The organism is Pseudomonas sp. S2_A05 (assembly GCF_054668485.1).
On record NZ_CP162775.1, the window covers coordinates 3,151,342 to 3,176,086 of the forward strand.

The window sequence follows — 24,745 nt, forward strand, 5'->3', positions numbered from 1 at the left end:
AACTACCTGTGGGAGCGAGCCTGCTCGCGAATACGGTGGATCAGCCAAGCAAGTGTCGGCCGATACACCCCTTTCGCGAGCAGGCTCGCTCCCACACTTCAAACTGCGACAACCGCTTAGAAATAGTAGTTGGCCGACAGGTAGGTCTGCGCGCTGCTGGTCAAGTCCAGCGAGCCCTGTTTGCTGCCGCCGCTTTCTTTCATTTCGGTGCTGGCGTTGCTGCGAAGGTAACGGTAACCGAGTTCCACCGAGGTGTTCTGCGAAACTTGCTGCAACACACCGACCTGGCCACCGATGGCGTAACCGATGTCGCTGTCACGGCTGAAGCCGGGCGAATCCTGCGTCAGTTTGGTCAGACCGGCCGTGGCGCCACCGAACAATTTGGTGCTGCCGCCTACTGGATAGAACAGGTCATAGCTGCCGAGCAGATTTTCCTGGCGCAGTTTAACGCCATTGTGCGAGCCGGAAACGTTGTCATAGGTGGCGTAGTAGCGGCCCTGGCTGTTTTGCTGACCGAGGCGCATGCCGTAGGTGTTGTTGCCGTCGATGGCCCCAGTGACGTTGGGGTTGCCGAGGTTGTTGTTGAGCGCGTGGGACTTGTCGATCTTGTCGCTGGTCTGGCCGAATGTCAGGCCGGCGAAGTTGCTGGTGTCGTCGGCATTCGCCGCGATGCTGGAGCCTAACAGGGTAAAAGCCAGCAGCAATTTGTTTAAACGAGTCATGGGTATTTCCTCTTTCACAGTGCTGTTTGGGTATGGCGCAAGGTTACTGAGCCGCCCCTGTACGGCCCCTGAACCGTCTCTGAACCTGACCTGAACCAGATCGACTAGGCTGTTCTGACCACTTTCAATAAGGACACCCGACCATGCGCCTGTTCCTCGCCCTCACTTTGCTGGCAGTCAGCAGCCTTACCCAGGCTGCGATCAAGACTGAAGAAATCCCCTACCAAAGCGCCGACGGCAGCCAACTGATCGGCTACTACGCCTATGACGACGCGATCAAAGGCCCACGCCCCGGCGTTGTCGTGGTCCACGAATGGTGGGGGCTGAACGATTACGCCAAGCGCCGCGCGCGGGATCTCGCCGAACTCGGCTACAGCGCGCTGGCCATCGACATGTATGGCGAAGGCAAGAACACCGAGCACCCGAAAGACGCCATGGCCTTCATGCAGGCAGCGACCAAGGATGCCGATGCCGCCAGTAAACGCTTCGCCGCCGGGCTCGATCTGTTGAAGAAGCAAAAGCAGACCGACCCGAACAAAATCGCCGCCATCGGCTATTGCTTCGGTGGCGCCGTGGTGCTGAATGCCGCCCGTCAGGGTGTGCCCCTGGCCGGTGTGGTGAGTTTCCATGGCGCGCTGGCGACCAAGACCCCGGCGACTCCGGGCAGTGTGAAGGCGAAGATTCTCGTCGAGCATGGGGCGCTGGACAGCATGGTCACTCAGGACCACGTCACCGCCTTCAAGTCAGAGATGGACAAGGCTGGGGCGGACTACCAGTTCGTCAGTCTGGATGGCGCCAAACACGGTTTCAGCAACCCGGATGCCGATCGCCTGAGCCATGGCGAGCATGGCGGGCCGGACATTGGTTACAACAAGGCGGCGGACGAGAAGTCGTGGGCGGATATGCAGGCGTTCTTCAAGAAGATTTTCGGTTGAGTCAGTAACGCCGAGGCGCGGCTTTCGCGAGCAGGCTCGCTCCCACACTGGATATCTGTCGCGCAGAAGATCCCCTGTGGGAGCGAGCCTGCTCGCGAAGGCTTCACCGCCGTTCTCGACCTTGCCTCGACTAACCGGCAAAATGCCCGCCATGCATACCACCCCCGCCCTGCCCGCCTGCTGCACTGCGCTAGACAGCCATTGGCCGTTGCCGACGGTCCTGGCCGATACCGTGCTGCTCAGTACCCACTTCGACCCGGCCCGACTGCTTGGCGATGACTTCCAGCGCAGCGCTGTGCTGGCGCCACCGAGCATTCAGCGCTCGGTGGCCAAGCGCCAGGCCGAGTTTCTCGCTGGACGCATCTGCGCCCGTGCCGCGCTGCAACAACTCGAAGGCCTGAACGTCGTCCCGCCGATCGGCGAAGACCGCGCGCCGGTTTGGCCGGCGCACATCTGCGGTTCGATCACCCACAGCACTGGCCGTGCGGCGGCGATTGTCGCCAACAAGCAACACTGGCGCGGCTTGGGCATGGATCTGGAAAACCTGTTGAGCCATGAGCGCGCCGAACGCTTGGCCGGGGAAATCCTCACGCCAGCGGAACTGCAACGCATGGCGGCAGGCTCGCAGGAGCAACTGGCGCTGCGGGTGACCCTGACGTTTTCGGTGAAAGAGAGTTTATTCAAAGCGCTGTACCCGATCGTGCAGCAGCGCTTTTATTTCGAGCATGCCGAAGTGCTGGAATGGACTGCTGCGGGTCAGGTCAGGCTGCGGTTGTTGACGGATCTGTCGAGCGAATGGCGCAACGGATCGGAGCTGGAGGCGCAGTTTGCAGTGCAGGATGGGCAGTTGTTGAGTCTGGTCAGCATTCCTGCCTGAAGTTTTGCATTGCCTGTTATGGCGCCTTCGCGAGCAGGCTCGCTCCCACAGGGGATTGCATTTCAAATGTGGGAGCGAGCCTGCTCGCGAAGGCGGTATCCCGAATCTCAGCGGCGCTCCTGATTCCTCGGCCAGCTCAGACTGAAACAGGCCCCACCCAGACTCTTGCTCTTGCCAATGATCGCCCGGCCGTCGTGCCAGTGAATGATCCGCCGCACAATCGACAGTCCCAGACCATGCCCGCCCGAGGCCCGCGTGCGGCTATCGTCCAAGCGCAGAAACGGCGTGAAGATCCGCTCCCACGCCACCTCCGGCACCCCCGGCCCGTCATCCTCGACGTCGATCCGGCAACGCAACTGGCCGACCTGATAACTCACCGTCACCTGCGAATGCGCATGGCGCATCGCGTTGCCCACCAGATTCTGCAGCGCCCGATGCAGATAACGCGGTTCAGCCTCGACCCAGGCGCCGTCATTGTCGGCCGATGACAGACACAAACCGCGCTGCACCGTGACCTCGGCGCGCAGCGGCGCCAATTCTGCGATCACCTGATTGACCAGCGCATCCAGATCGATGCGCTGGAAGGTCAGCGCCGGCGAACCCTGCTCCAACCGCGCATAGGTGAGCATTTCATCGACCAGTTTATCGAGGTCTTCTATGTCGTGATCCATGCCTTCGCGGTATTTCTCCAGTGCCTGCGGGGTGGTAGCCGTGCCGATCATTTCCAGCCCGAAACGCAGCCGTGCCACTGGGGTACGCAGTTCATGAGACACCGCGCGCACCAGTTCACGTTGGATCGCCAGCAACTGTTGCAAGTGCTCAGCCATGCCATTGAACGCCGACGCAAGCCGCCCGACAGAGTCAGCGCCGCGCGCCGGCACACGGGTTTCCAGGCTGCCCTTGGCAATGCGCGTGGCCGCTGCTTCGAGACCGCGCAAACGCCGCTCAAGCTGACGCACCAGCAGATAAACGATGAGACCGATCAGCGTCAGACCGAGCGCGGCAATCAATACCAGCCATTCCGGCGGGTACGGATTCATCTGGTACAGCGGGCCGATTTCCAGCACCCACGGCGTACCGACCATGCCGGCGAAGACGCGAATCGAATCGCCGCCCTTGCCCAGCGCCATCACCGTATCGCCCTCGGCCACGCGGCGACTCTGGTCTTCGTCCATGTCGGCGTCATTTACCGTGACCAGACGCAGATCGAAGCCGAAGCCCTTTTCCTGCTTTATCTGCGCCAGACGTTTGGGCTGCTCACCCACCGGTACCCGCACCAGCTCATCGGCCAGCAAATAGATGGTCGCCCGGGCCAGTTGCTCGCTGATCTGCTGCACCTCTCCTACCAGTACAAGCTGCTCTTTTTCGCTGATCAGCCGATAGACCTTGGCCGCATGTGGCCCGGTCTGCTCGACCAGCGCCTGACCGCGCAGCACACGGGTGCGCTGGGCCAGATCAAGGTCGGTTTCAGAGAATTTCTTCAGCGTCAGCGGTATACCGAGCAGCCGCTCCCACACCAGCAGCGCGCGATGGCGTTCGGTCTGGTTCATCGGTTGCAGGTTGTCGGCCATCAGCGAGAAGGTGCCGTGGGCCAGGCGTTCGCGATATTGCTCGCTGCGCACCTGATTGAGCAGGTTCAGCGCCAGCACGCCGAGCACCGCCACCAGAATCAGCGCGGCGCACATGCCGCCATAGATGCGCAGGAAGATCGAATTCACAGTGCCAGGTCTGCGCAGGCCTCAGGGACGAACAGGTAGCCTTTGCTGCGAATGGTCTTGATCAGGCGTGGATGATCGGGGTCGTCGCCGATTTTCGGGCGGATGCGCGAGATGCGCACGTCGATCGAGCGGTCCTGGCCGTCGTAGCCGATGCCGCGCAATGCAGTGAAGATTTCTTCCCGGGAAAGTATCCGCCCGGCGTTGGACACCAGCAGCCAGAGCAGGTCGAACTCGGCGCTGGTCAGCTCGATGCCGTTGTCGCTCAGCCAGGCTTCTCGCAATGCGTTGTCGACCACCAGTGGACCGAATTGCAACCGCCGGGATTTTTCCGCGACCGGCTCCGGTGTGTCACTGCGTCGCAGCAACGCCTGGATGCGCGCCAGCAACAAGCGCGGACGCACCGGTTTGCACACATAGTCGTCGGCACCGAGGTCGAGGCCGTGGATCTGATCAGCGTCGTCGGTGCGCGCGGTGAGCATCAGGATCGGCCCGTCGTACTGGCTGCGCACCTTGCGGCAGATGCTCAGGCCATCTTCGCCGGGCAGCATCAGATCGAGGATCACCAGATCCGGCTGCTCCTTGATGATCCGCGCCGCCGCCAGCGCACCGTTGCCTTCGATCTCGACGCGCAGGCCATTGGCTTGCAGGTAATCGCGGGTGAGCTCGGCCAGTCGCTGGTCATCCTCGACGATCAATACCTGCCAGGTTTGTTGCTCCACCGGTGACCTCTGCTTGCTGTTTTTATTAAAAGAAGAAAGACAATCGCCTGACACGGACAAAACCTGTGGGAGCGAGCCTGCTCGCGAAAGCGTCTGTTGCTTCAACCTGAATGCTCAGTGGTCAACCGATTCGCGAGCAGGCTCGCTCCGACAATCCTGCGTGTATCTCCCGATCATCTGTCATGTTTCAGGAGGATAAAAATGCCCGTGCACCCAGCGATTGTATAAACGCCGATCACCCGGAAAACAAGTCGGTAAATGCGTTCGGACAAGGCGGAATTCTGTGATAGGGTTCGCGCCCTTAAAAAACCGCTGAAGCGTTTTTCCAGGCAAAAAAACAGTGACAAACGGTCTGGCTCAGCAGGTTCGCGGCCTACACGCGTTTTCCCTGTTTCTTACACAAATTACGCACAGGCTTATCCACAGGTAGTACATTGCAATCCCCCCTGAAACGCATTATCTTGTAGCACGGCGAAAACGGAGACCCTACATATAGGGTTTTCACCTAAAACGCCCAACCACATTTCAGACCTGAAACTCAAGTGCTTTATGGCCGGTTTCCGGTAGAACAAGCGAGTTTTTTCAAGCCCAAACCGCACTGGCGGATGGCACCGTTTTATTTGGTCCGAAACGGACAAAACGGTATGGGTGTTGCAGTCATGACTGCCACCCGCGAAGGAATCCGGTGGCGAGCTTCGGCTCGTAACCAAAACTTCGGCAAGGATGCGGCGTTGCAGCCTTTTTCCTACTGTTCCGAAGTTTGTAATGCCGACGCCCGTCGGTTGCAGTGCTTCGGTACAGAACGGTGAGCACCATGACGGTGCCAAACAAACATAGAGAATGTGGAGACCACCCCCCATGCAAACCGACACAACTCGCGAGAACCCGCAGGGCACCTTGCCGCAGGCCGCCGATTCGACTTCGGATCTGGCAGCCACCGCGCCTGGCCAACTGCGCGTGATCAAGCGTAATGGCACTGTCGTTCCTTACACCGATGACAAGATCACCGTCGCTATCACCAAAGCGTTCCTCGCAGTTGAAGGCGGCACCGCTGCCGCTTCGTCGCGAATCCACGATACCGTTGCGCGCCTGACCGAGCAGGTCACCGCGACCTTCAAGCGTCGCATGCCATCGGGCGGCACCATCCACATCGAAGAAATCCAGGACCAGGTCGAACTGGCCCTGATGCGTGCCGGCGAGCAGAAAGTTGCACGCGACTACGTGATCTACCGTGACGGCCGTTCGAAAGAGCGCGCAGCTCACGCTCCTGCCGAAGCAGCAGTCAACGCGCACCCGTCGATCCGCATCACCCGCGCCGACGGCAGCCTCGCGCCGCTGGACATGGGCCGCCTGAACACCATCGTTACCGAAGCCTGCGAAGGCCCGGAAGAAGTCGACGGCGACCTGATCCAGCGCGAAACCCTGAAGAACCTGTACGACGGCGTGGCCCTGACCGACGTCAACACCGCCCTGGTGATGACCGCCCGTACTCTGGTCGAGCGCGAGCCGAACTACTCGTTCGTCACCGCCCGCCTGCTGATGGACACCCTGCGTGCCGAAGGCCTGAACTTCCTCGAAGTCGCCGAAAGCGCCACCCATCACGAAATGGCCGACCTGTACGCCAAGGCACTGCCGGCCTACATCGCCAAAGGTATCGAGTTCGAACTGCTGAACCCTGTGCTGGCCACCTTCGACCTGGAAAAACTGGGCAAGGCGATCAACCACGAGCGCGATCAGCAATTCACCTACCTGGGCCTGCAGACCCTGTACGACCGCTACTTCATCCACAAGGATGGCGTGCGTTTCGAACTGCCGCAGATCTTCTTCATGCGCGTGGCCATGGGCCTTGCGATCGAAGAGAAGCAGAAAGAAGACCGTGCGATCGAGTTCTACAACCTGCTGTCCTCGTTCGACTACATGGCTTCGACCCCGACCCTGTTCAACGCCGGTACCCTGCGTCCACAGCTGTCGAGCTGCTACCTGACCACCGTGCCGGATGACCTGTCGGGCATCTATCACGCGATCCACGACAACGCCATGCTGTCGAAATTTGCCGGCGGTCTGGGCAACGACTGGACGCCGGTGCGTGCGCTGGGTTCGTACATCAAGGGCACCAACGGCAAGTCGCAAGGCGTTGTGCCGTTCCTCAAAGTAGTGAACGACACCGCTGTCGCCGTGAACCAGGGTGGCAAGCGCAAAGGCGCTGTGTGTGCCTACCTGGAAACCTGGCACATGGACATCGAAGAGTTCATCGAGCTGCGCAAGAACACCGGTGACGATCGTCGTCGTACCCACGACATGAACACCGCCAACTGGATCCCTGACCTGTTCATGAAGCGTGTCTTCGATGACGGCAAGTGGACCCTGTTCTCGCCATCCGAAGTACCGGACCTGCACGACCTGACCGGTAAAGCCTTCGAAGAGCGCTACGAGTACTACGAAGCGCTGACCGAGTACCCGGGCAAGGTCAAGCTGTTCAAGACCATCCAGGCCAAAGACCTGTGGCGCAAGATGCTGTCCATGCTGTTCGAAACCGGCCACCCATGGCTGACTTTCAAGGACCCGTGCAACCTGCGCAGCCCGCAGCAGCATGTCGGCGTGGTCCACAGCTCGAACCTGTGCACCGAGATCACCTTGAACACCAACAAGGACGAGATCGCCGTTTGCAACCTGGGCTCGATCAACCTGCCGAACCACATCGTCGACGGCAAGCTCGATACCGCCAAGCTGCAACGCACCGTGAACACCGCCGTGCGCATGCTCGATAACGTGATCGACATCAACTACTACTCGGTGCCGCAAGCGAAGAACTCCAACTTCCGCCACCGCCCGGTCGGTCTGGGCATCATGGGCTTCCAGGACGCTCTGTACCTGCAGCACATCGCCTACGGCTCCGACGCTGCCGTCGAGTTTGCCGACAAGTCGATGGAAGCGGTCAGCTACTACGCGATCCAGGCTTCCTGCGACCTGGCCGACGAGCGCGGCGCCTACGAGACGTTCAACGGTTCGCTGTGGTCCAAGGGCATCCTGCCGCTGGATTCGCAACAGATCCTGATCGAACAGCGCGGCGAGAAGTACATCGATGTCGACCTGAAGGAAACCCTTGACTGGGCACCGGTTCGCGCCCGTGTACAGAAAGGCATCCGTAACTCGAACATCATGGCCATCGCACCGACCGCGACCATCGCCAACATCACTGGCGTTTCGCAGTCGATCGAACCGACCTACCAGAACCTGTACGTGAAATCGAACCTGTCGGGCGAATTCACCGTGATCAACCCGTACCTGGTTCGCGACCTGAAGGCTCGCGGTCTGTGGGATTCGGTGATGATCAACGACCTGAAGTACTACGACGGTTCGGTGCAGCAGATCGAGCGCATCCCGCAAGAACTCAAAGAGCTCTATGCGACCGCGTTCGAAGTGGACACCAAGTGGATCGTTGACGCCGCCAGCCGTCGTCAGAAGTGGATCGACCAGGCCCAGTCGCTGAACCTGTACATCGCCGGCGCATCGGGCAAGAAGCTCGACGTGACCTACCGCATGGCCTGGTACCGTGGTCTGAAAACCACTTACTACCTCCGTGCCCTGGCCGCGACCAGCACCGAGAAGTCGACCATCAACACCGGTAAGCTGAACGCTGTTTCCAGCGGCGGCAACCACGGCGACGATTCGGTTCTGGCCGCTCCGGCAGGTCCGGCGCCAGTGCCAAAGGCCTGCGCGATCGACGAGCCGGATTGCGAAGCTTGCCAATAAGCTGAGCTGAGATCAGGCGTTGCGAGACGCCTGGGATCTTCAGGCAAAAGAAACCCCCGACAGACTTCTGGTTTGTCGGGGGTTTTGTTTTTTGGCGGCCTTGGCGGCCTCTGGGCCGACCAGGCTCTTGGGGTTTTGGGTGAATATCCGTTGCTGCGGTAACGGCTTCTTATGGTTTCGCTCTTACAGCGAGTCACCTTTTTCAGACGCCAAAAGGTAACCCAAAAGGCTTTGCCCCGGCGTACGGCCCGCTCGCTGGAGCTCGGGGTACCTTCGTTACGGGACCGTTCCGGGCGCAGCGGCTCCGGTTGGCTTCGCTGCACCTACACTCGCTGTGTACGACTGCGTCGTACGGTCGCTGCGCTCCCACCCCCGGATCGATCCCGTAACGAAGCCTGCCGAAGGGGCAAAAGATCAAAAGCCGGATCAAAAGCCAGAGCAAAAGCAAAAGCAAAAGCAAAAGCAAAAGCCAGATCAAAAGATCGCAGCCTTCGGCAGCTCCTACAGTTGGATTGGGTACCACTTCAAGAACAGGTCGGCTGACATGCCGCCTTCGCGAGCAAGCTCGCTCCCACAAAAAGGCAAAGCAGCGCAGCTGCCCGCGGCAAAGCCGCCCCACTCAACAATGAGCGCAAGCTCGAGTGCTTTTGATCTACGGGCGACGTCGGAAGGCTGAGCGGAGGGATTGATACGGGCGCGGGAGCGCAGCGACCGTCTGGCGCAGCCAGACACAGCGGAAGGAGGTGCAGCGAAGCAAACCGGAGCCGCTGCGACCGGATCGATCCCGCAGCGAAGGAACCCGAGCCTGCGAGGGCCGAACGCAGGAGCTAGCGTTTTTTGCTTACTTTTTTAGGCGCTTGTAAAAAAGTAAGTCGCCGTCAGGCGAAACCGCCAGCAGCCGCTACCGAAGCAACGGATATTCACCCAAAACCCAACAGCCTGGTCGGCCCAAAGGCCGCCACGGCCCCAAAAAAAAGCCCCTCAAAACCGAGGGGCCCAAAAAACCAGTCAGAAACCCGAATCAGGTCATCTGAATAATGGTCTGCATAATCGTGCTCTGAGTCGAAATAGTCTTGGCGTTCGCCTGATAGTTGCTCTGACCCTTGATCAGATCAACCAGCTCATTGGTCAGGTTAACGTTCGACTCTTCCAGCGAGTTGGACACCACCTCACCCAACGTACCGGTCTTCGGCGCGTCATAGCCCGGAATACCCGAAGCGAACGTCTCTTTCCAGCTGGTGCCACCGACAGCCTGCAAGCCCTGTTCGTTGGTGAAGCTGGCCAGTGCAACCTGACCAATCGCCTTGCTCTGGTTGTTGCTGAAGTTGGCAAACAGCGTACCGGTGCCGTCGATGGTCAGGTTGGTGATCTGGCCAGTGGCGTAACCATCCTGAGTCGGGATCGTACGCGAGGTATCAGCGTTGTACTGAGTGGTGTTGGCCATCGAGATGGTCACGCCATTCGGGTTCGCTGCCGCGCCGTTAGGCGTAAACACGCCATTGGTCACAGTGCCCGGCACCCAGCCGGTCATCTTCAGATCGCTGCTGATGATCGGGTTGGCTGGATCCGCCGGGTTAGGCGTGCTCACCTGAACCAGCTTGCCGGAGCTGTCGAACGACAATGTCGAGGCAACCGGCGCAGTGGTCACAGGGTTGCTGCCGGTAGCGTCCGGGTTACGGCCATCGACCAGGGTGTAAACCTTCCAGGTGTTCCCGCCAGTCTTGACCATGTACTGGTCCATGACGTGGGCGTTGCCCTGGGTGTCATAGATCGGTGTGCTGAAGGACTTGGTGTAAGTCTCAGGCTTCGACGGATCGAACTTGACGGCGCTGGCGCCGGTATCAACGATCACTGGCGAAGACGAATTGAGGTTGATGCTCGAGGTCACCGCAGAAGACGACTTCGGCGCCAGGTTCGAGGTGTCGATCTTCAGATCGGTCAACACGCCGTTGATGATCTTGCCGTTGGCATCCACACCGTAACCCTGCAGACGCGAGGTGTAGTCGGTGTTGGTGATGTAACCGGCGTTGTCGACCTTGAACGTACCGGCACGGGTGTACGAGATCGAGCCGTTGTTGCTCATGGTGAAGAAACCGGAACCGTTGATGCCCATGTCCAGCACGTTGCCAGTGTTGTTGATGTCACCCTGGGTGAACTGCTGGGAAACGTTGGCCAGGCGCACGCCGTTGCCGATCACTTTGCTGCCGCTGCCCAGACGAGTCGACGAATAGACGTCTTCGAATTCTGCGCGCGAGGATTTGAAACCGGCGGTGGCGACGTTGGCGATGTTGTTGCCGGTGACGTCGAGTTGTTTGTTGGCGGCATAGAGACCGCTAAGGCCGATGTTAAAAGACATGTTCCACTCCTTCGTGCCGGGTTAGTCGGCTCTATATACCAATGGTTTGTACTTTGGACAGGGCAACGGTGCCCTTGCCGGCCAGGTTGAGCATCAGCTCGCCACCGGTCTGGCTGATCGTCACGCTGTTGACGGTCGCCGGCAGGTAGGTCGCCAGGTCGGTCGCGGTGCCGTTGATCGGTGCGTTGGCCTTGAACGTGTAAGTGCCGACCGGAACCACGGTGCCGGCGGTGTCCTTGCCGTCCCAAGTGAAGCTGGCATCGCCGGCAGCGCGGCTGCCCAGGTCGATGGTGCGCACGGTCTTGCCGTCCTTGTCGGTGATGGTCACGGTGCCGCCGGCAATCGACGAAGGCACGGTGACCGAACCGGTCAGGCCTTTGCTCGGGTCATCGAGCTGGGCGGTGTTGGTCTGCACGATCACGTTGCGACCGACCAGCGACGACGCTTGCAACGCCTGCGACGAGTTGTAGTTGCCGGCAAGGCCACTGACAGTGGAGTTCAGCGTGGTGATGCCTTCAAGGCTGCTGAACTGCGCCAACTGCGCGACGAAGGCGCTGTTGTCCTGCGGGTCGAGCGGGTTCTGGTTTTTCAGCTGGGTGACCAGCAATTGCAGGAAAGCATCCTTGCCCAGCGCCTGGCCGCCTGTGGCACTGTTGGTCGCCGAAGCGATGCCGCCCGACGTCGTGCTGCTGGCCTTCTTCGACGAGTTGGCCAGGATGTCGTTCATGCTCAGGCTGCTGGTGGTATCCGTAACGCTCATGGCAGTCGCCCCTTATTACTGACCGAGGGTCAGTACCTTCTGCATCATGGTTTTGGCGGTGTTCATCATTTCCGCGTTGGTCTGGAACGAGCGGCTCGCGGAAATCATGTCAGCCATTTCTTCCACCACGTTGACGTTCGGGTAGTAGACGTAGCCCTTGGCGTCGGCAGCCGGATGGTTCGGCTCGTAGCGCGCTTCGAGGTTGCTCTGGTCTTCGACAACGCCAAGCACCTGCACGCCCTGCCCGGCCGCGTCCTGGTTCTGGAACAGCGAATTGCTGCCGCCGGCCTGGCCGCCCTGAAACATGGTGGCGAACACCGGATGACGGGCGCGGTAGGTCTGGTCGATGCTCGACGAAACGGTTTCGGCGTTGGCGATGTTCGAAGCCACGGTGTTCAGACGCGTGGTCTGCGCGCTCATGCCGCTGCCGGCAATGTTGAAAACGCTGGACAGGGACATGGATTATTCTCCGCGCAGGGCTGACACCAGCCCTTTGAATTTGCTGTTGAGCAAGGTGAAGCTGGCCTGGAAGCCGACAGCGTTTTCCGCGTAGTTCGACTGTTCCAGTTGAGCGTCGACGGTGTTCTGGTCGATCGAAGGCTGCATCGGCGTGCGATACATCAGCGACTCGTCGCCGTTGCCCAGCCCTTCAGCCTCGATGTGCCGGCTGTTGGTCATGTTCAGGGCAAAGTGGCCGCCGGTCTTGGTCTTCTCGGTCTGTGCTTCGAGCACTTTGGAGAAATCCAGATCCCGCGCTTTGTAGTTCGGGGTGTCGGCGTTGGCGATGTTGTTGGCCAGCACTTCGGCACGCTGGGCGCGGAAGCCCAATGCCTTTTCGTGAATGCCCAGCGCTTTGTCGAAGCTGATGCTCATGTCGGGAACCTTCAGGTGACCGGTTTTTCGTACTTGAGCTTTAGCAAGTGCCGTGCCAAATGATCAAAGCCCCGTATTCCGGGGCTTTGCGCCTGACAGGCAAAGCGGCAATGCCAGAAAAGCGGCAACCGGTTACCGCCGGATGCCGCTTTTCTGCCGCTTGCCGTCGTTGCCAGGTCAGCGCAGATCCCTGTGGGAGCGAGCCTGCTCGCGAAGGCGGCGTGTCAGGCGCCAACTGTCTTATGGACAGACCGCTTTCGCGAGCAGGCTCGCTCCCACAGGGGATTCGTGGAAAATAATTCGGGCATAAAAAAAGGAGGCCTTTGCGGGCCTCCCGTTTTTGTATCAGCGCAAACCGCTTATTTCGCCTTGTAGATAATCCCCGGGCTGCACTGAACCATCTGGTAATGATCCGGCAATCCGTTCAGCGCTTCCGAAGCGCCAAGGAACAGATACCCGCCCGGCTTCAACGTGCTGTGAATGCGCAACAGGATGTCCTTCTTCACTTCGGCAGAGAAGTAGATCAGCACGTTGCGGCAGAACACGATGTCGAACTTGCCCAGCGCCGCGTAGCTGTCGAGCAGGTTGAACGAGCGGAATTCCACCCGGCTCTTGATCGGCGCCTTGACCACCCAGCGCCCCGGCCCTTTCGGGTCGAAGTAGCGTTGCAGGCGTTCCGGCGACAGACCGCGACCGATCGCCAGGCTGTCGTACTCGCCGGTCTTGCAGTTGTTGAGCATCAGGCCCGACAGATCGGTGGCAACGATCTGCACACCCATCTTCAACTGCCCCAGGTTGCTGCGCTCGAACTCGTCGATCGACATCGACAGCGAGTACGGCTCCTGCCCCGACGAGCAGGCCGCCGACCAGATCCGCAGACGCTGGTTGGGGCTGGCCTTGATCGCTTCCGGCAGTACCTTGTTCTTCAAGACTTCAAACGGATAGGTGTCGCGAAACCACAGGGTTTCGTTGGTCGTCATGGCATCGACCACCTGCTCGCGCAAACCGCTGCGCGGCTGGGTCTGGATGCGCTGTACCAGCTCACCCAGGGACTTGATGCCTTGCTGCTCCATCAGTTTGTTGAGACGGCTCGAGACCAGATACTGCTTGTTTTCACCGAGCAGAATGCCACAGGCTTTTTCCAGGAAGACCCGGAACTGTTCGAAATCCAAATTACCCGTAGACAATGATGCCGCCTCTTAAATCGTGTTGACCGCCAGGGGCAGAAGGCCCCTAGCTGATATCTGCTGCTTTGATCCGGTCGACTACCCGGGATGCGAGGTCATCAGGACGGAATTTGGCCAGGAAGTCATCAGCACCGACTTTCTTCACCATCGCCTGATTGAATACCCCCGACAACGAAGTATGCAGGATGATATGGAGCTTTTGCATGCGTGCGTCGCCGCGGATTTCCGCCGTCAGGGTGTACCCGTCCATCTCCGGCATCTCGATGTCGGAAATCATCATCAGGAACTCTTCTTCCGGCTTCTTGCCCTCGTCGACCAGCTTGCGCAGGTAATCCAGCGCCTGCTTGCCGTCGTTCAGCGCCACCACTTCGACACCGATGGTCTGCAGACAACGCGTGACCTGCTTGCGCGCCACCGACGAGTCATCGACCGTCAGCACCCGCAGCGACAATGCCTTGGTCTGCGTCTCGACATCGACCACGCCCACCGAAATCGCTTCCGGCGTCGGCGCCACTTCGGCCAGCACCTTCTCGACGTCGATGATTTCGACCAACTGGTTGTCGACCCGCGTCACAGCGGTCAGGTAGTGATCGCGACCGGTGCCCTTGGGTGGCGGATGGATCTCTTCCCAGTTCATGTTGACGATGCGCTCCACCGAGCGGACCAGGAAACCCTGGGTCTTGGTGTTGTACTCCGTGATGATCACGAACGGACTGTTCTTGTCTTTCAACGCACCGGAGCCCGTTGCCATTGCCAGATCCAGGATCGGAATGGTCGCTCCCCGTATATTCGCTACCCCGCACACGACAGGACTGGATTTGGGCATCAACGTCAGGGACGGGCATTGCAACACTTCCCGTACCTTGAACACGTTGATCCCGTAGAGCTGTGGCCCGTCGAGACGGAACAACAACAGCTCGAGGCGATTCTGCCCTACCAGTTGCGTGCGCTGGTTCACCGAATCCATTACACCAGCCATGCCCAGACTCCTACATCAACGCCAAGTGTTGTTGCGACGCACATTCATTGCTAAACGGCACGGCGCTTGCTTTTTAACTCGTATGAACGCTCAAACGACATTTTCCCGACGCCTGACATCTACCCTTCGCAAAGGGCTTTGCGCGGTGTCCGCCGTTTGCTGCTTGCTTGCTGGCAGTCCTGCCCATGCAGATGCGGTTACCTTGCCTGATATGCTTATCGGCGTGACTCAGGGCTTTCTTGAATTCACCGTAGAAGACTATTTGGCTTCCAGTCAAACCGAAGGCCGCTACGAAATCGAAGTCAACCAGCTCGACCCGCGCATGCGCATGCCCATGTGCGACAAGGAATTGACAGCGACTCTGGAGAGCCCGGCACGCCCGCTGGGCCGCGTCACGGTGAAGGTTCGCTGCGAAGGCAGCTCGCCTTGGACGGTGTTCGTACCCGCTCAAGTCCGCCTGTTTCGCGAGATCGTGACGACCACTCGTCCGCTGAAACGCGCCGGCATTATCGAGCCGCAGGATGTGACCTTGCGCGAGCGCGACGTCAGCACGATCAACCAGGGTTTCCTGACCTCGGTCGACGAAGCGATCGGGCAGAAACTTACCCGACCAACGGTCGCCGATCAGGTCATAACTCTGGTGCATCTGGAACAGGCCGAAGTGGTCCGTAAGGGTGACCAGGTGGTGATCACTGCGCGCAGCGGCACCCTTGCCGTACGCATGCCGGGGGAAGCGCTCTCCAATGGCGGCATGAAAGAACAGATTCGAGTAAAAAACCTTAATTCTCAAAGAGTTATCAAGGCGCAGGTGATTGCGCCGGGACAGGTCGAAGTGGCCATGTAAAAGCCTCGTGGAGAAAACTGGCGCCGATCCCGTCGCTTCCCTAAACTGTGCCGCAGCAGGTCTCGCAACGGCGCATGCAAGCTTATGGTTGATTGGGCCTAAAGTTTTTCAGGGGATAGCCGAAAACATGGCAAGCGTCCAAATTCCCAGAGGTTTTTTATCATGGTTATCGATTTCAACCGATTGAACAGTTCCTCGTCACTAACCGGCAGCACACGTACCAGCAACGCCAAGGAAAGCGCTGAAAACAGCCCCTCCGCGCCGCTGAATACCCAGGCCGAACAGGCCAATGTCGCCAAAAGCGGGGAGTCGGTACACCTCAGCAATGAGGCTCAACAGTTGCAGAAGGTCACTGACAAGCTGCGCGATCAGCCTGCTGTCGACAAAGCCCGTGTGGCCGAGTTGAAAGCCGCGATTGCCGATGGCAGCTATAAAGTCGACAGCAACCGTGTAGCCAGCAAACTGCTCAACTTCGAAGCCCAGCGCTAGGCTTTTGCCGGCGCCAGGCTTTTGGACGCTTAAACCCCAAGGCCAGCCATGCACGACACTAACTTATTGCAACTGATCAACGACGACTTTGCTCCAGCGCAACAATTGCTGGAGTTATTGCAAACCGAATCCCTCGCTTTGCATGGTCGCGACATGCCGTTGCTGGAAGAAATTCTGGCGACCAAGCAAGCGTTGATCATTCTGCTCGAGCAGCATGGCCGCAAGCGCAGCGAAATCCTCGCCAGCCTCAACCTGCCGACCGATCGCACAGGTCTTGAGCAACTGGCCAGCCAGTCGAGCATTGGCGACCAGTTGCTGACCCAGGGCGATGCCCTGACCGCGCTGATCGCCCAGTGCCAGGCTGCCAACGTCAAGAATGGCCAGTCGATCCAGATCCAGCAGGCGACCACGGCCAATCAGCTGAAGATCCTCACCGGCGGTGAGCCGCCAGCGCTGTACGACGCCAGCGGGACCTTTGCCAAACCGGTCAAGCCGCGAACGCTCAGCCAGGCATGAGCCATTCGCTGACCCTGTACTATCCACCTGCGCAACATGCTGGCAAAATACTGGCCAGTCGTCTTATTTTGTCTGGAGATTGAAGAACCGTGTCCAACACCCTAAGCGCGGATGATGCTCCGCAGCCTCCGAAGGTGCTCACCACGCCACTGGAAATCTCCAGCAACCTGCGCCAGCTGCAAGACAGCCACGATCCGCTGATCATCACCTTCCATGAACGCAGCCAGCGCTTTCAGAGCTACCTGATCAAGGTCGACCGCGAAACCGCGACGATCGCCCTGGACGAAATGATCCCGCGCGATGGCGAGCGCTTCCTGCAAGCGGGCGAACCGTTCAAGGTCGAAGGCTTTCATGACGGCGTGCGCATCGCCTGGGAATGCAACGGCACGCTGAACATCGAAGAATCCGACGGCGACCGTTTTTACACCGGCGACCTGCCGAGCGAAGTGGTCTACCACCAGCGCCGCAACGCCTTCCGCGCTGCGTTGAAACTCACCGACCTGGTCAGCGTTGAACTGGGCGGCGAAAAGCTCAAGGTTCCTCTGCACGGCAAGCTGCTGGACATCTCCGCCACTGGCTGCAAATTCCGCTTCGAAGGCGACATCACTGATCGCCTGCAACTGGGCCAGGTCTACGATCGCCTGATCGCCCCGCCGCTGTTCGGCAATCAGCCAACATCGGTCGAGCTGCGCTACCTGCACTTCGAAGAAAAACTCAACATCACCTTCGCCGGTCTGCGCTTCCACAACATCAGTGGCCAGGCTGCGCGCAACGTCGAGCGTTTCGTTTACCAGTTGCAGCGTGAAGCACGGCGTTTCGACAAAGACGATCTCTGAGTCGCAGCGACCAATAAAAAGGGCAGTCCTGTGCGGGACTGCCCTTTTTTTATGCGCCGATGTTTATGTGCGACTCAAGGCCTGCCACCGCTGATATCCGGCGCAGGCTTGTCGTCATCGCCACTGTCCTGTTCGGTTTCAACGACTGCTTCCGGCTGCGCTTCGGGCTCAGGCTCAGGCTCAGGAGTGACCGGCGCCGGGTCCTGGACCATCTGCTCCTGCACCACCTGCTCATCGACACGCGGGTCAAGCGCCGCCACCAGCGGCGAGCTCGACATGCTGTCCGGCATTGCCACGTGATGCAGCGGTGCGTCGTCGACCTGGTGCAGGTTGGTCACTGCTTTCGGACGAATCCGCCAGACCAGCACCAACGCGAAGAAACTGAAGAACGCATACAGGCTCTGACTGCCGAGAAACTTCATCAGCACGCCCGCGAGCAGCGGCCCGATGCTCGCGCCGACGCCGTAGGTCACCAGCAACATCGCGGTCAGCGACACCCGGCGATCGCCTTCGACGTGGTCGTTGGAAAACGCCACCGCCAGCGGATACAGGCAGAACTGCACCAGCGAACAGAAGAAGCCGACGACGAACAACACCTCCAGCGGCACCTGCGGCATGATCGCCAACGGCAACGCCGCCACCGCCAGAAACCCGGCAAAGCAGCGAATCAGCAATGCGCGGTCATAACGGTCGGACAACCAGCCCAACGGCCACTGCACCAGCAGACCGGCAAAAATGCAGCTACCCATGAACAGACCGACCTGCTCGGTCGTCAGCCCCTGTTGCGATGCATACAGCGGCGCCAGACCGTAGAACGAACCGATGATCAGACCGGCGCCGAGCACCGTGCTCAGCGATTGCGGCACACGCTTGATAAAGAAGCGCGGCTCCATCGGCGCGGGGTGCAGAGGCGCCGGGTGAATCCGTCGAGTCAGCGTCACCGGCACCAGACACAGGGCAAAGCACAGCGCCACCAGCATCAGCAGTTCCAGGCCGAGGCCGGGGTGCATGACCAGAATCAACTGGCCCAGCACCAGGCCCAGATAAGAGGCGATCATGTAACCGCTGAACACCAGCCCGCGCTGATTGGCATCGGCCTGCTCGTTGAGCCAGCTCTCGATGACCATGTACTGACACATCATGCCCAGACCGACGATCGTCCGCAGCACCAGCCACGCCGGCAGCCAGTCCACCAGCCCATGGCCGAGCACCGCCGCGCCGACGATCCCGGCACACGCCGAGTAGGCACGGATATGCCCGACCCGGGCGATCAGGCGATGGCCGATCTTGCCGCCCAGCACCAGACCGAAATAGTTGGCCGCCATCAGCGCACCGACCCACAGCCCGTCGACATTGTCGGCGGCCAGACGCAAAGCCAGATAAGTAGAAAGAAGGCCTGAGCCGATCAACATCATCAGCGAGGCAAAATACAGCGCTCGAAAGGATTTCCAGATTTGGCGCATCGGCGTTCCGAGCGGCTCCTTGCAGTAAATACCGGGCGGTCAGATCGACAGCCCGGCAGCAGCGATACGTCAGGCCTGGGCGGCCAGTACACGGCGCTCCCAGGGAGTGATTTCATCAAAGAAGCTGGTCAACTCCATGGTCTTCGAAGCGATGTAGCCTTCGATGAACTCCGACCCGAACAGTTCCCTCGCCAACTGGCTACGTTTCAGACGCTCCAGCGCGGCGTGCAAGGTACACGGCAAGGCCAGATTATCCGGCACGGCGAACTCACCCTGGATTGCCGCGCTCGGCTCCAGTTCCTGCTCGATGCCATGCAAACCCGCAGCCAGACTGGCGGCGATCGCCAGATACGGATTGGCGTCGGCGCCCGGCAAGCGGTTTTCGACCCGACGTGCGACCGGCGAGCTGGCGGGAATACGCAAGCCGGCGGCGCGATTGTCATGGGACCAACAGGCGTTGTTCGGCGACGCGTACGGATGACACAGGCGCTGATAGGAATTCACGTTGGGCGCAAACAGTGCGGTGAAATCGGCGAGGCCTGCCTGTTGCCCGCCGATGAAGTGGCGGAACATCGACGTCGGCTCGCCGTTCGAGTCAGTGAAGACATTCTTGCCGCTGCCGATCTCAACGATGCTCTGGTGAATATGCATCGAACTGCCCGGCGTGTGCGCCAGCGGTTTGGCCATGCACACCACGCTCAGGCCATGCTTGAGCGCGACCTCCTTGAGCAGGTGCTTGAACAGGAACGTCTGATCGGCCAGCAGCAGCGGGTCGCCGTGCAGCAGATTGATCTCGAACTGGCTGACGCCCATTTCATGCATGAAGGTGTCGCGCGGCAGGCCGAGGGCGGCCATGCATTTATACACTTCGCTGAAGAACGGCCGCAGGCCGTTGTTGGAACTGACGCTGAAGGCCGACTGGCCATCCTCGCGGCGGCCGTCGAGGCCCACCGGCGGACGGAACGGCTGAGTCGGATCGGTGTTCGGTGCGAAGACAAAAAATTCCAGTTCGGTCGCCACCACCGGCGCCAGACCGTGCGCGGCGTAACGGGCGATGACCGCTTTGAGCTGGCCACGGGTCGAGAGACTTGAGCTCCCCCCGCTCAGTTCGTCGGCGTCGCAAATCGCCATGGCACGCGGCTCGTCGCTCCAGGGCAAACGGTGAATCTGCGCAGGATCGGCGACCAGCGCCAGATCGCCGTCATCGCTGCCATAGAACCGCGCCGGCGGATAGCCGCCCATGATGCATTGCAGCAGCACACCCCGCGCCAACTGCAAACGCCGCCCTTCGAGGAAACCCTCGGCGGTCATCACCTTGCCCCGTGGCACACCGTTCAGATCCGGGGTGACACATTCAATCTCATCAATGCCGGTCAATCGCTGCGCGAGTGAACCCCGGCCATCGGTTGTCATGACGCAATCCTTGTTGTTGTGCGAGCCGCGAACGGCGACCCGGACAAAATAGGCTGCGGCTGTTCGGAATATCAAGCAGCGCCCACAAAAATCCCGATCTTGTGCAGGAGCCGTAGGAGCTGACGAGTACAACGAGGCTGCGATCTTTTGATCTTGCTTTTTAAAATCAAAAGATAGCAGCCTTCGGCAGCTCCAACACCAGACCTCAGGGCAAGTAGAGGCTGAACACCCCACCGCCCAACGGCCCGCCATTGCTGATTTCGGTGCGCCCTTCCACGCCGTTGCGCTGATGCAGCGCCGCGATGCGATTGGCGAAATACAGACCGAGGCCAGTGCTGCCGCTGCTGTGATTGATGCCCTGCACATAATCGGCCTGACGCTCGAGCATCTCTGCTGGATAGCCGTCGCCGTCGTCGTTGATGCTCAGCACCAATTGCCCGGCTTCGTCGCTGACGGTGATCAGCAGCGACTCGCGGGCGTAACGGATCGCATTGTTGATGCAGTTGCCGAGCACCGAGGCGATCAGCTCGCGATCGAAGAAACCCAGCGGGCTCAACGGATCGACTTCATAGGTGGCGATGATGCCGCGACTGGCAAACACTTCCTGATGCGCGGCCAGTTGCGCCTCGATGAAATCGTCGAGTTCGTGATACGCCGGCTGCAGCGGCAACTGATTCACGCCAAGTTTGTACAGCCCCAGCAACTGCACGAGCATGCCGTTGAGGTGGGCGAACTCGAAGTCGATCACGCCCTGCTCCGAGCCGTCGCGCAGCTCTTTCGGCAGACGCGCCAGCCATTGGCTGTGCGCCTGCATCAGCATGGCCAGAGAGTTCTTCATGTCGTGAACGGTGGAGGCAATCACCGTGGAAAAATCCAGCGCCGGATCTATTGGGTTCATTCGCCAAACGCCTTGCTTTTCAGCTTCTGATAACGCGCAAACCGCGCGTCGGTGTCGGGCATCAGGCCCACCAGTTTCAGGCAGGCCCGACATTCTTCCAGCTCCGCCGACGGCACACTGGTGTCAGTGCCGTGCAGCAGCGACTGGGCCAGGTTCAGCGCGATACTGATGTTTTTCGGTTGCAGCTTGAGCGCCTTGCGGAACACTTCGCGGGCCTCGACCAGATTGCCGGTCTTGTACACGCGCACGCCCTGGCGGTTGAGGTCGGCCGCAGCGTTGCTCGAACTGAGAATCGTCGGATCGTCGGTGAGCTTGGCGATGTCTTTCATCACCGCCGGGTCATCACCGTAGATCTCCGCGCAACTCTTGAGCATCGAAGTGCCCGCCTCGGCCTGACCGAGCATCTGCAACTGCTTGGCCACCAGCAACGCCGCCTCGGGACTCATGAATTGCTCCATGCCATCAAGGCGCATCAGCGCCTGTTCGGTGAGCTTGTCGGCGGTTTCGGCGTCGTTGAGCAACAGGCTGGTGGCTTTCATCAAACGCGCGCGAATCTGCAGACCGGGGTCGCTCGGGTTTTCTTTGGCCACAGCGCTGAGGGTGGTGTTGATCTCCAGTCGCGTACGCGTGTCGAGCCCGCGATCGCTACCCTTGCTGATCAGCGCGTGCGCCAGGCCGAGATTGCTTTCCGGGTCCTTGAAACGCGACTGCGCGCCCTGCGCCACGGCCTGACGATAAGCCCGCGAGGCGGTTTCGAAATCTTCGTTGGCCATCGCCAGTTTGCCGAGCAGCGCCTGACGGCGCACCGCCAGCGGCGACAGACGGATCGCTTCTTCGAGCACTCGCTGCGCGCCTTTGCTATCGCCTTCGGCCACCAGCACATCGGCCATGCCGTCATACAGCGCCGGCATCATCGGAAAGACTTTCAAGGCTTTTTCATAAACTTCTTTGGCCTGCGAGACCTGCCCGCGCTTGAACAGCAACTTGCCCAATCCAGCGAATGCCCACGGCAACGGCCGGTCGGCAATGATGCCGTCATAGAGCCGCTCCAGCGCTTCGTTCTGGTTCATGTCACGCAGGGCGTCGGCGCGGTAGCGCAGGCACAGCGGCGAATAGCGGATGTCCTGCTTGCACAAGGCAATACAGGCATTGAGCACCTCGACCGGCTTACCGCGATCAAGGGCCTGCAGAATCGGTTTGAGCAAAGTCTTGCGTTGCTCCAGACGCTCAAGGCGCTGGGCCAGTCCGGAACGGTTGAACGGCTTGGTCAGGTACGCATCCGGCTCATGCTCCAAGGCGCTGAGCACCATCGCCTGACTGGTCTCGGCGGTGACCATGACGAAAACGGCTTCGTGGCTGATGAGCTTTTCCGACATCAGGTCTTCGAGCACCTGCTGGCCGTTCTTCTTGCCGTCGCCGAGGTGGAAGTCCTGAAGAATGAAATCGTAGGACTTCTGCGAGCACATCTTCAGCGCCTGCTCGCCAGTGTCGGCAGTATCGACATCCTTGACGCCGAGCTCACGCAACATCGAACGCACGGAACTGCGGAAATCGGAAAAATCATCGACGATCAGAAAGCTTTTTGGTGATACGACGACATCGAAGATTTCCAGGCAATTGAAGAAAACGAACCGAGGCGATTTCAGGCGCGCAGATGATAGCCGGAGGCCATGCGCCATCAAGCGATTTCGCTGGAGTCTGAACTCACCGTTCGGGTTATCGGCCAAAAGTGCCGGGGCCTGAGGGCGGAGCTTCAAGAATGTTGCCTGGAGTATTACTCTGCGCGCCTGCTCAAGGATTTGCATAAGGACTGAATCGTGTACATCAAGGGACGCTACATCCTGTCAGCGTGTTTGCTTGTCTTTGTCCAGCAAGCGACAGCGGCAGCGATGGATTGCAAAAAAGCGGCGAACGACGTGGAAAACACGATTTGCGCGAACAAAACGCTCTATGAGCTGGACGCGCAGATGGGCACGCTGTATCGCCAACTGATGACAACTGCCACAGCGGGGCAACCTGAACTCAAGCGCACCCAGCGCGCCTGGCTGAAAACCCGCAACGCCTGCGCGGACGATGTCGCTTGCCTGGATGGCAGCTACCGCCAGCGACTGCAGATATTAAAGGCACAGTGGACACAAGCCGTGGCGTGGCAGCCGGACACCGTGGATGTTCAAGCGATGAACGATCTGCAACAAAGCATTCGTGCCGAGAGCAAAAGCCACCCGGAATTTGCGCTGGAACATGCCTTGGCCGCACGGGCTTTCGAGTCTTCGCAGACATCGTTCGCGGGCGATCCAGTCGACAGCTACGGCGAGCAAACCAGCTTCCCCAAGTCGCGTCCCAAAGGCGTGAGCGAGGACGAATGGAAAGCATTGAACGCCTCAAGCATCGACGGCGCCGCCGAGACCGGACGGTCTTCCTACGCACTGCTGGATCTGGACAATGATGGCCAGCGCGACCTTATCGTCGACACATACGCAGGCGGCACCGGCTTGTTCACCTACGTGGAAACCTGGCGCCGCACGGGCGAGCGGTTCGTCAAAAGATCGGTCGAGCCGGAAAGCTCGCTGTTCTACACCAACGACCGTGGCGCCAATCAGGCAATCAGCTGGATCAAGCTTCACGACAGAATCTATGCCGCCTACCGAAACGGCGCCTACGGTGTCGACAACCTTTATCTGCTCAATCCGCTGAAGGTCAATCGTCAGGTGCCGAAGGTGTCCGTGCGTTACAGTTACGCCCTGCAGGTGCCCACGACTCAACATAAAGAGGATGGCACCAGCACCTACGAGCTTGACGCGGATCTGCACGAGGCACTCAACCAAGCCATCACTCAGGCAATGAAAATCGCATCGGACTCAAACCCTGACGCGCCCCTTTGCCCAATTCCTCCCACGGGTGCCGGAGACGACGATTACTACAGCTACGGTCCAGGGCACTACACCATCGAAAAGATCGCCGATTTGCCGGTAATGATCGGCGGCGAATGCTACATCGGGGCGCTGATTGACTGGTTCGGAAGTTACAGCGAAAAGACGGGGTTATTCGCTCAACTGGCCGTGCGCAAGCCGGGCGTCGAGGCGAGCGGGACTACTTACGAAGTCCACGGCCGTCGGCATGTCACAGACGTCAGCAGCACTCTCGGCAAAGTCGAACTGAACGGCGACTGATCGTCAGTCAGCACCGGCGCAGGATGATCCGCTGCAACCGCAGAGGTGGAACCCCGGAGTTTGTAACAGTGCAGAACGCCTGTTCGTCGACCAAACCAAAAAGCCCCGTCGCAATGGATAAATGCGACGGGGCTTTTCGTTTTCAAGAAGTGGTGTCCCAGGCGGGGTTCGAACCTGCAACCTTCCCCTTAGGAGGGGGATGCTCTATCCAATTGAGCTACTGAGACACTGATTGAA

General features: G+C 59.8%; 20 protein-coding genes, 1 tRNA gene and 1 pseudogene. 8 read left to right on the forward strand and 14 right to left on the reverse strand.

The features are described 5' to 3' along the window. Nucleotides 1–116: 116 nt before the first annotated feature. A complete protein-coding gene (locus AB4O12_RS14355) occupies nucleotides 117–722 on the reverse strand; it encodes a membrane protein (RefSeq protein WP_041479569.1) in 606 nt (201 codons plus the stop codon). A 143-nt stretch (nucleotides 723–865) separates the two neighbouring features. On the opposite strand from AB4O12_RS14355, the gene AB4O12_RS14360 reads away from it, so the two are divergent. Together AB4O12_RS14360 and AB4O12_RS14365 are read left to right on the forward strand one after the other, a co-directional pair. Next, a complete protein-coding gene (locus tag AB4O12_RS14360) occupies nucleotides 866–1,657 on the forward strand; it encodes a dienelactone hydrolase family protein (RefSeq protein WP_460058836.1) in 792 nt (263 codons plus the stop codon). Nucleotides 1,658–1,808: 151 nt separating this feature from the next. Continuing rightward, the gene (locus AB4O12_RS14365; protein WP_310217798.1) at nucleotides 1,809–2,534 is read left to right on the forward strand and encodes a 4'-phosphopantetheinyl transferase family protein; all 726 of its coding nucleotides are present in this window, start codon (nucleotides 1,809–1,811) and stop codon (nucleotides 2,532–2,534) included. 107 nt (nucleotides 2,535–2,641) lie between these two features. Here the strand turns inward: AB4O12_RS14365 and AB4O12_RS14370 are convergent, their stop codons facing one another. Both AB4O12_RS14370 and AB4O12_RS14375 read right to left on the reverse strand, forming a co-directional pair. Continuing rightward, the gene (locus tag AB4O12_RS14370; protein WP_041479566.1) at nucleotides 2,642–4,252 is read right to left on the reverse strand and encodes an ATP-binding protein; all 1,611 of its coding nucleotides are present in this window, start codon (nucleotides 4,250–4,252) and stop codon (nucleotides 2,642–2,644) included. Beyond that, nucleotides 4,249–4,971, reverse strand: a complete 723-nt coding sequence (locus tag AB4O12_RS14375) for a response regulator (RefSeq protein ID WP_056788095.1) — start codon at nucleotides 4,969–4,971, stop codon at nucleotides 4,249–4,251. Before AB4O12_RS14375 ends, AB4O12_RS14370 begins: the two co-directional genes overlap by 4 nt. 858 nt (nucleotides 4,972–5,829) lie before the next feature. Here AB4O12_RS14375 and AB4O12_RS14380 point away from each other — a divergent pair. Further along, nucleotides 5,830–8,724 (forward strand): ribonucleoside-diphosphate reductase subunit alpha, encoded by a 2,895-nt coding sequence (locus tag AB4O12_RS14380; protein WP_460058839.1) that lies wholly within the window; start codon nucleotides 5,830–5,832, stop codon nucleotides 8,722–8,724. A 1,021-nt stretch (nucleotides 8,725–9,745) separates the two neighbouring features. On the opposite strand, the gene flgE is transcribed toward AB4O12_RS14380, so the two are convergent. The 6 genes from flgE to AB4O12_RS14410 form a co-directional block, all read right to left on the reverse strand. Then, nucleotides 9,746–11,080, reverse strand: coding sequence for a flagellar hook protein FlgE (gene flgE, locus AB4O12_RS14385; RefSeq protein WP_041479563.1), 1,335 nt, complete (start codon nucleotides 11,078–11,080; stop codon nucleotides 9,746–9,748). Between the two features lie 31 nt (nucleotides 11,081–11,111). Beyond that, nucleotides 11,112–11,840: a flagellar hook assembly protein FlgD gene (flgD, locus tag AB4O12_RS14390; protein ID WP_016773615.1), complete on the reverse strand. Its 729-nt coding sequence runs from the start codon at nucleotides 11,838–11,840 to the stop codon at nucleotides 11,112–11,114. Between the two features lie 15 nt (nucleotides 11,841–11,855). Beyond that, nucleotides 11,856–12,299: a flagellar basal body rod protein FlgC gene (flgC, locus tag AB4O12_RS14395; protein WP_016773614.1), complete on the reverse strand. Its 444-nt coding sequence runs from the start codon at nucleotides 12,297–12,299 to the stop codon at nucleotides 11,856–11,858. Between the two features lie 3 nt (nucleotides 12,300–12,302). Next, nucleotides 12,303–12,713 carry a flagellar basal body rod protein FlgB gene (gene flgB, locus AB4O12_RS14400; protein WP_016773613.1) on the reverse strand — a complete coding sequence of 137 codons (411 nt, stop codon included), beginning with the start codon at nucleotides 12,711–12,713 and terminating at the stop codon, nucleotides 12,303–12,305. A gap of 359 nt (nucleotides 12,714–13,072) precedes the next feature. Beyond that, complete coding sequence (gene cheR, locus AB4O12_RS14405) at nucleotides 13,073–13,900, reverse strand: protein-glutamate O-methyltransferase CheR (protein ID WP_016773612.1); 828 nt, start codon at nucleotides 13,898–13,900, stop codon at nucleotides 13,073–13,075. A 46-nt stretch (nucleotides 13,901–13,946) separates the two neighbouring features. Then, the gene (locus AB4O12_RS14410; RefSeq protein ID WP_016773611.1) at nucleotides 13,947–14,879 is read right to left on the reverse strand and encodes a chemotaxis protein CheV; all 933 of its coding nucleotides are present in this window, start codon (nucleotides 14,877–14,879) and stop codon (nucleotides 13,947–13,949) included. Nucleotides 14,880–14,961: 82 nt separating this feature from the next. On the opposite strand from AB4O12_RS14410, the gene flgA reads away from it, so the two are divergent. From flgA to AB4O12_RS14430, 4 genes are all read left to right on the forward strand, one after another. Then, a complete protein-coding gene (flgA, locus tag AB4O12_RS14415) occupies nucleotides 14,962–15,723 on the forward strand; it encodes a flagellar basal body P-ring formation chaperone FlgA (protein ID WP_150743498.1) in 762 nt (253 codons plus the stop codon). 162 nt (nucleotides 15,724–15,885) lie between these two features. Further along, nucleotides 15,886–16,212: a flagellar biosynthesis anti-sigma factor FlgM gene (flgM, locus tag AB4O12_RS14420; protein ID WP_016773609.1), complete on the forward strand. Its 327-nt coding sequence runs from the start codon at nucleotides 15,886–15,888 to the stop codon at nucleotides 16,210–16,212. A gap of 48 nt (nucleotides 16,213–16,260) precedes the next feature. Further along, the gene (locus tag AB4O12_RS14425) at nucleotides 16,261–16,728 is read left to right on the forward strand and encodes a flagella synthesis protein FlgN (protein ID WP_041479278.1); all 468 of its coding nucleotides are present in this window, start codon (nucleotides 16,261–16,263) and stop codon (nucleotides 16,726–16,728) included. A gap of 89 nt (nucleotides 16,729–16,817) precedes the next feature. Then, nucleotides 16,818–17,564 (forward strand): flagellar brake protein, encoded by a 747-nt coding sequence (locus AB4O12_RS14430; protein ID WP_041479276.1) that lies wholly within the window; start codon nucleotides 16,818–16,820, stop codon nucleotides 17,562–17,564. Between the two features lie 74 nt (nucleotides 17,565–17,638). Here AB4O12_RS14430 and AB4O12_RS14435 read toward each other — a convergent pair whose 3' ends face one another. The 4 genes and pseudogenes from AB4O12_RS14435 to AB4O12_RS14450 all read right to left on the reverse strand — a co-directional run bounded on the left by AB4O12_RS14435 (nucleotide 17,639) and on the right by AB4O12_RS14450 (nucleotide 22,938). Continuing rightward, complete coding sequence (locus tag AB4O12_RS14435) at nucleotides 17,639–19,027, reverse strand: MFS transporter (RefSeq protein WP_460058845.1); 1,389 nt, start codon at nucleotides 19,025–19,027, stop codon at nucleotides 17,639–17,641. Nucleotides 19,028–19,096: 69 nt separating this feature from the next. After that, complete coding sequence (locus AB4O12_RS14440) at nucleotides 19,097–20,338, reverse strand: glutamine synthetase family protein (protein ID WP_172834031.1); 1,242 nt, start codon at nucleotides 20,336–20,338, stop codon at nucleotides 19,097–19,099. Nucleotides 20,339–20,645: 307 nt separating this feature from the next. After that, nucleotides 20,646–21,338 (reverse strand): sensor histidine kinase, encoded by a 693-nt coding sequence (locus tag AB4O12_RS14445; RefSeq protein ID WP_016773604.1) that lies wholly within the window; start codon nucleotides 21,336–21,338, stop codon nucleotides 20,646–20,648. Then, nucleotides 21,335–22,938, reverse strand: a pseudogene (locus AB4O12_RS14450) (response regulator). The gene AB4O12_RS14445 and the pseudogene AB4O12_RS14450 overlap by 4 nt, the downstream one beginning before the upstream one ends. A 217-nt stretch (nucleotides 22,939–23,155) precedes the next feature. Between AB4O12_RS14450 and AB4O12_RS14455 the strand changes: the two are divergent. After that, nucleotides 23,156–24,508: a lysozyme inhibitor LprI family protein gene (locus tag AB4O12_RS14455; RefSeq protein WP_460058847.1), complete on the forward strand. Its 1,353-nt coding sequence runs from the start codon at nucleotides 23,156–23,158 to the stop codon at nucleotides 24,506–24,508. 150 nt (nucleotides 24,509–24,658) lie between these two features. Here the strand turns inward: AB4O12_RS14455 and AB4O12_RS14460 are convergent. Further along, nucleotides 24,659–24,735 (reverse strand) — tRNA-Arg (locus tag AB4O12_RS14460). Nucleotides 24,736–24,745 lie beyond the last annotated feature (10 nt).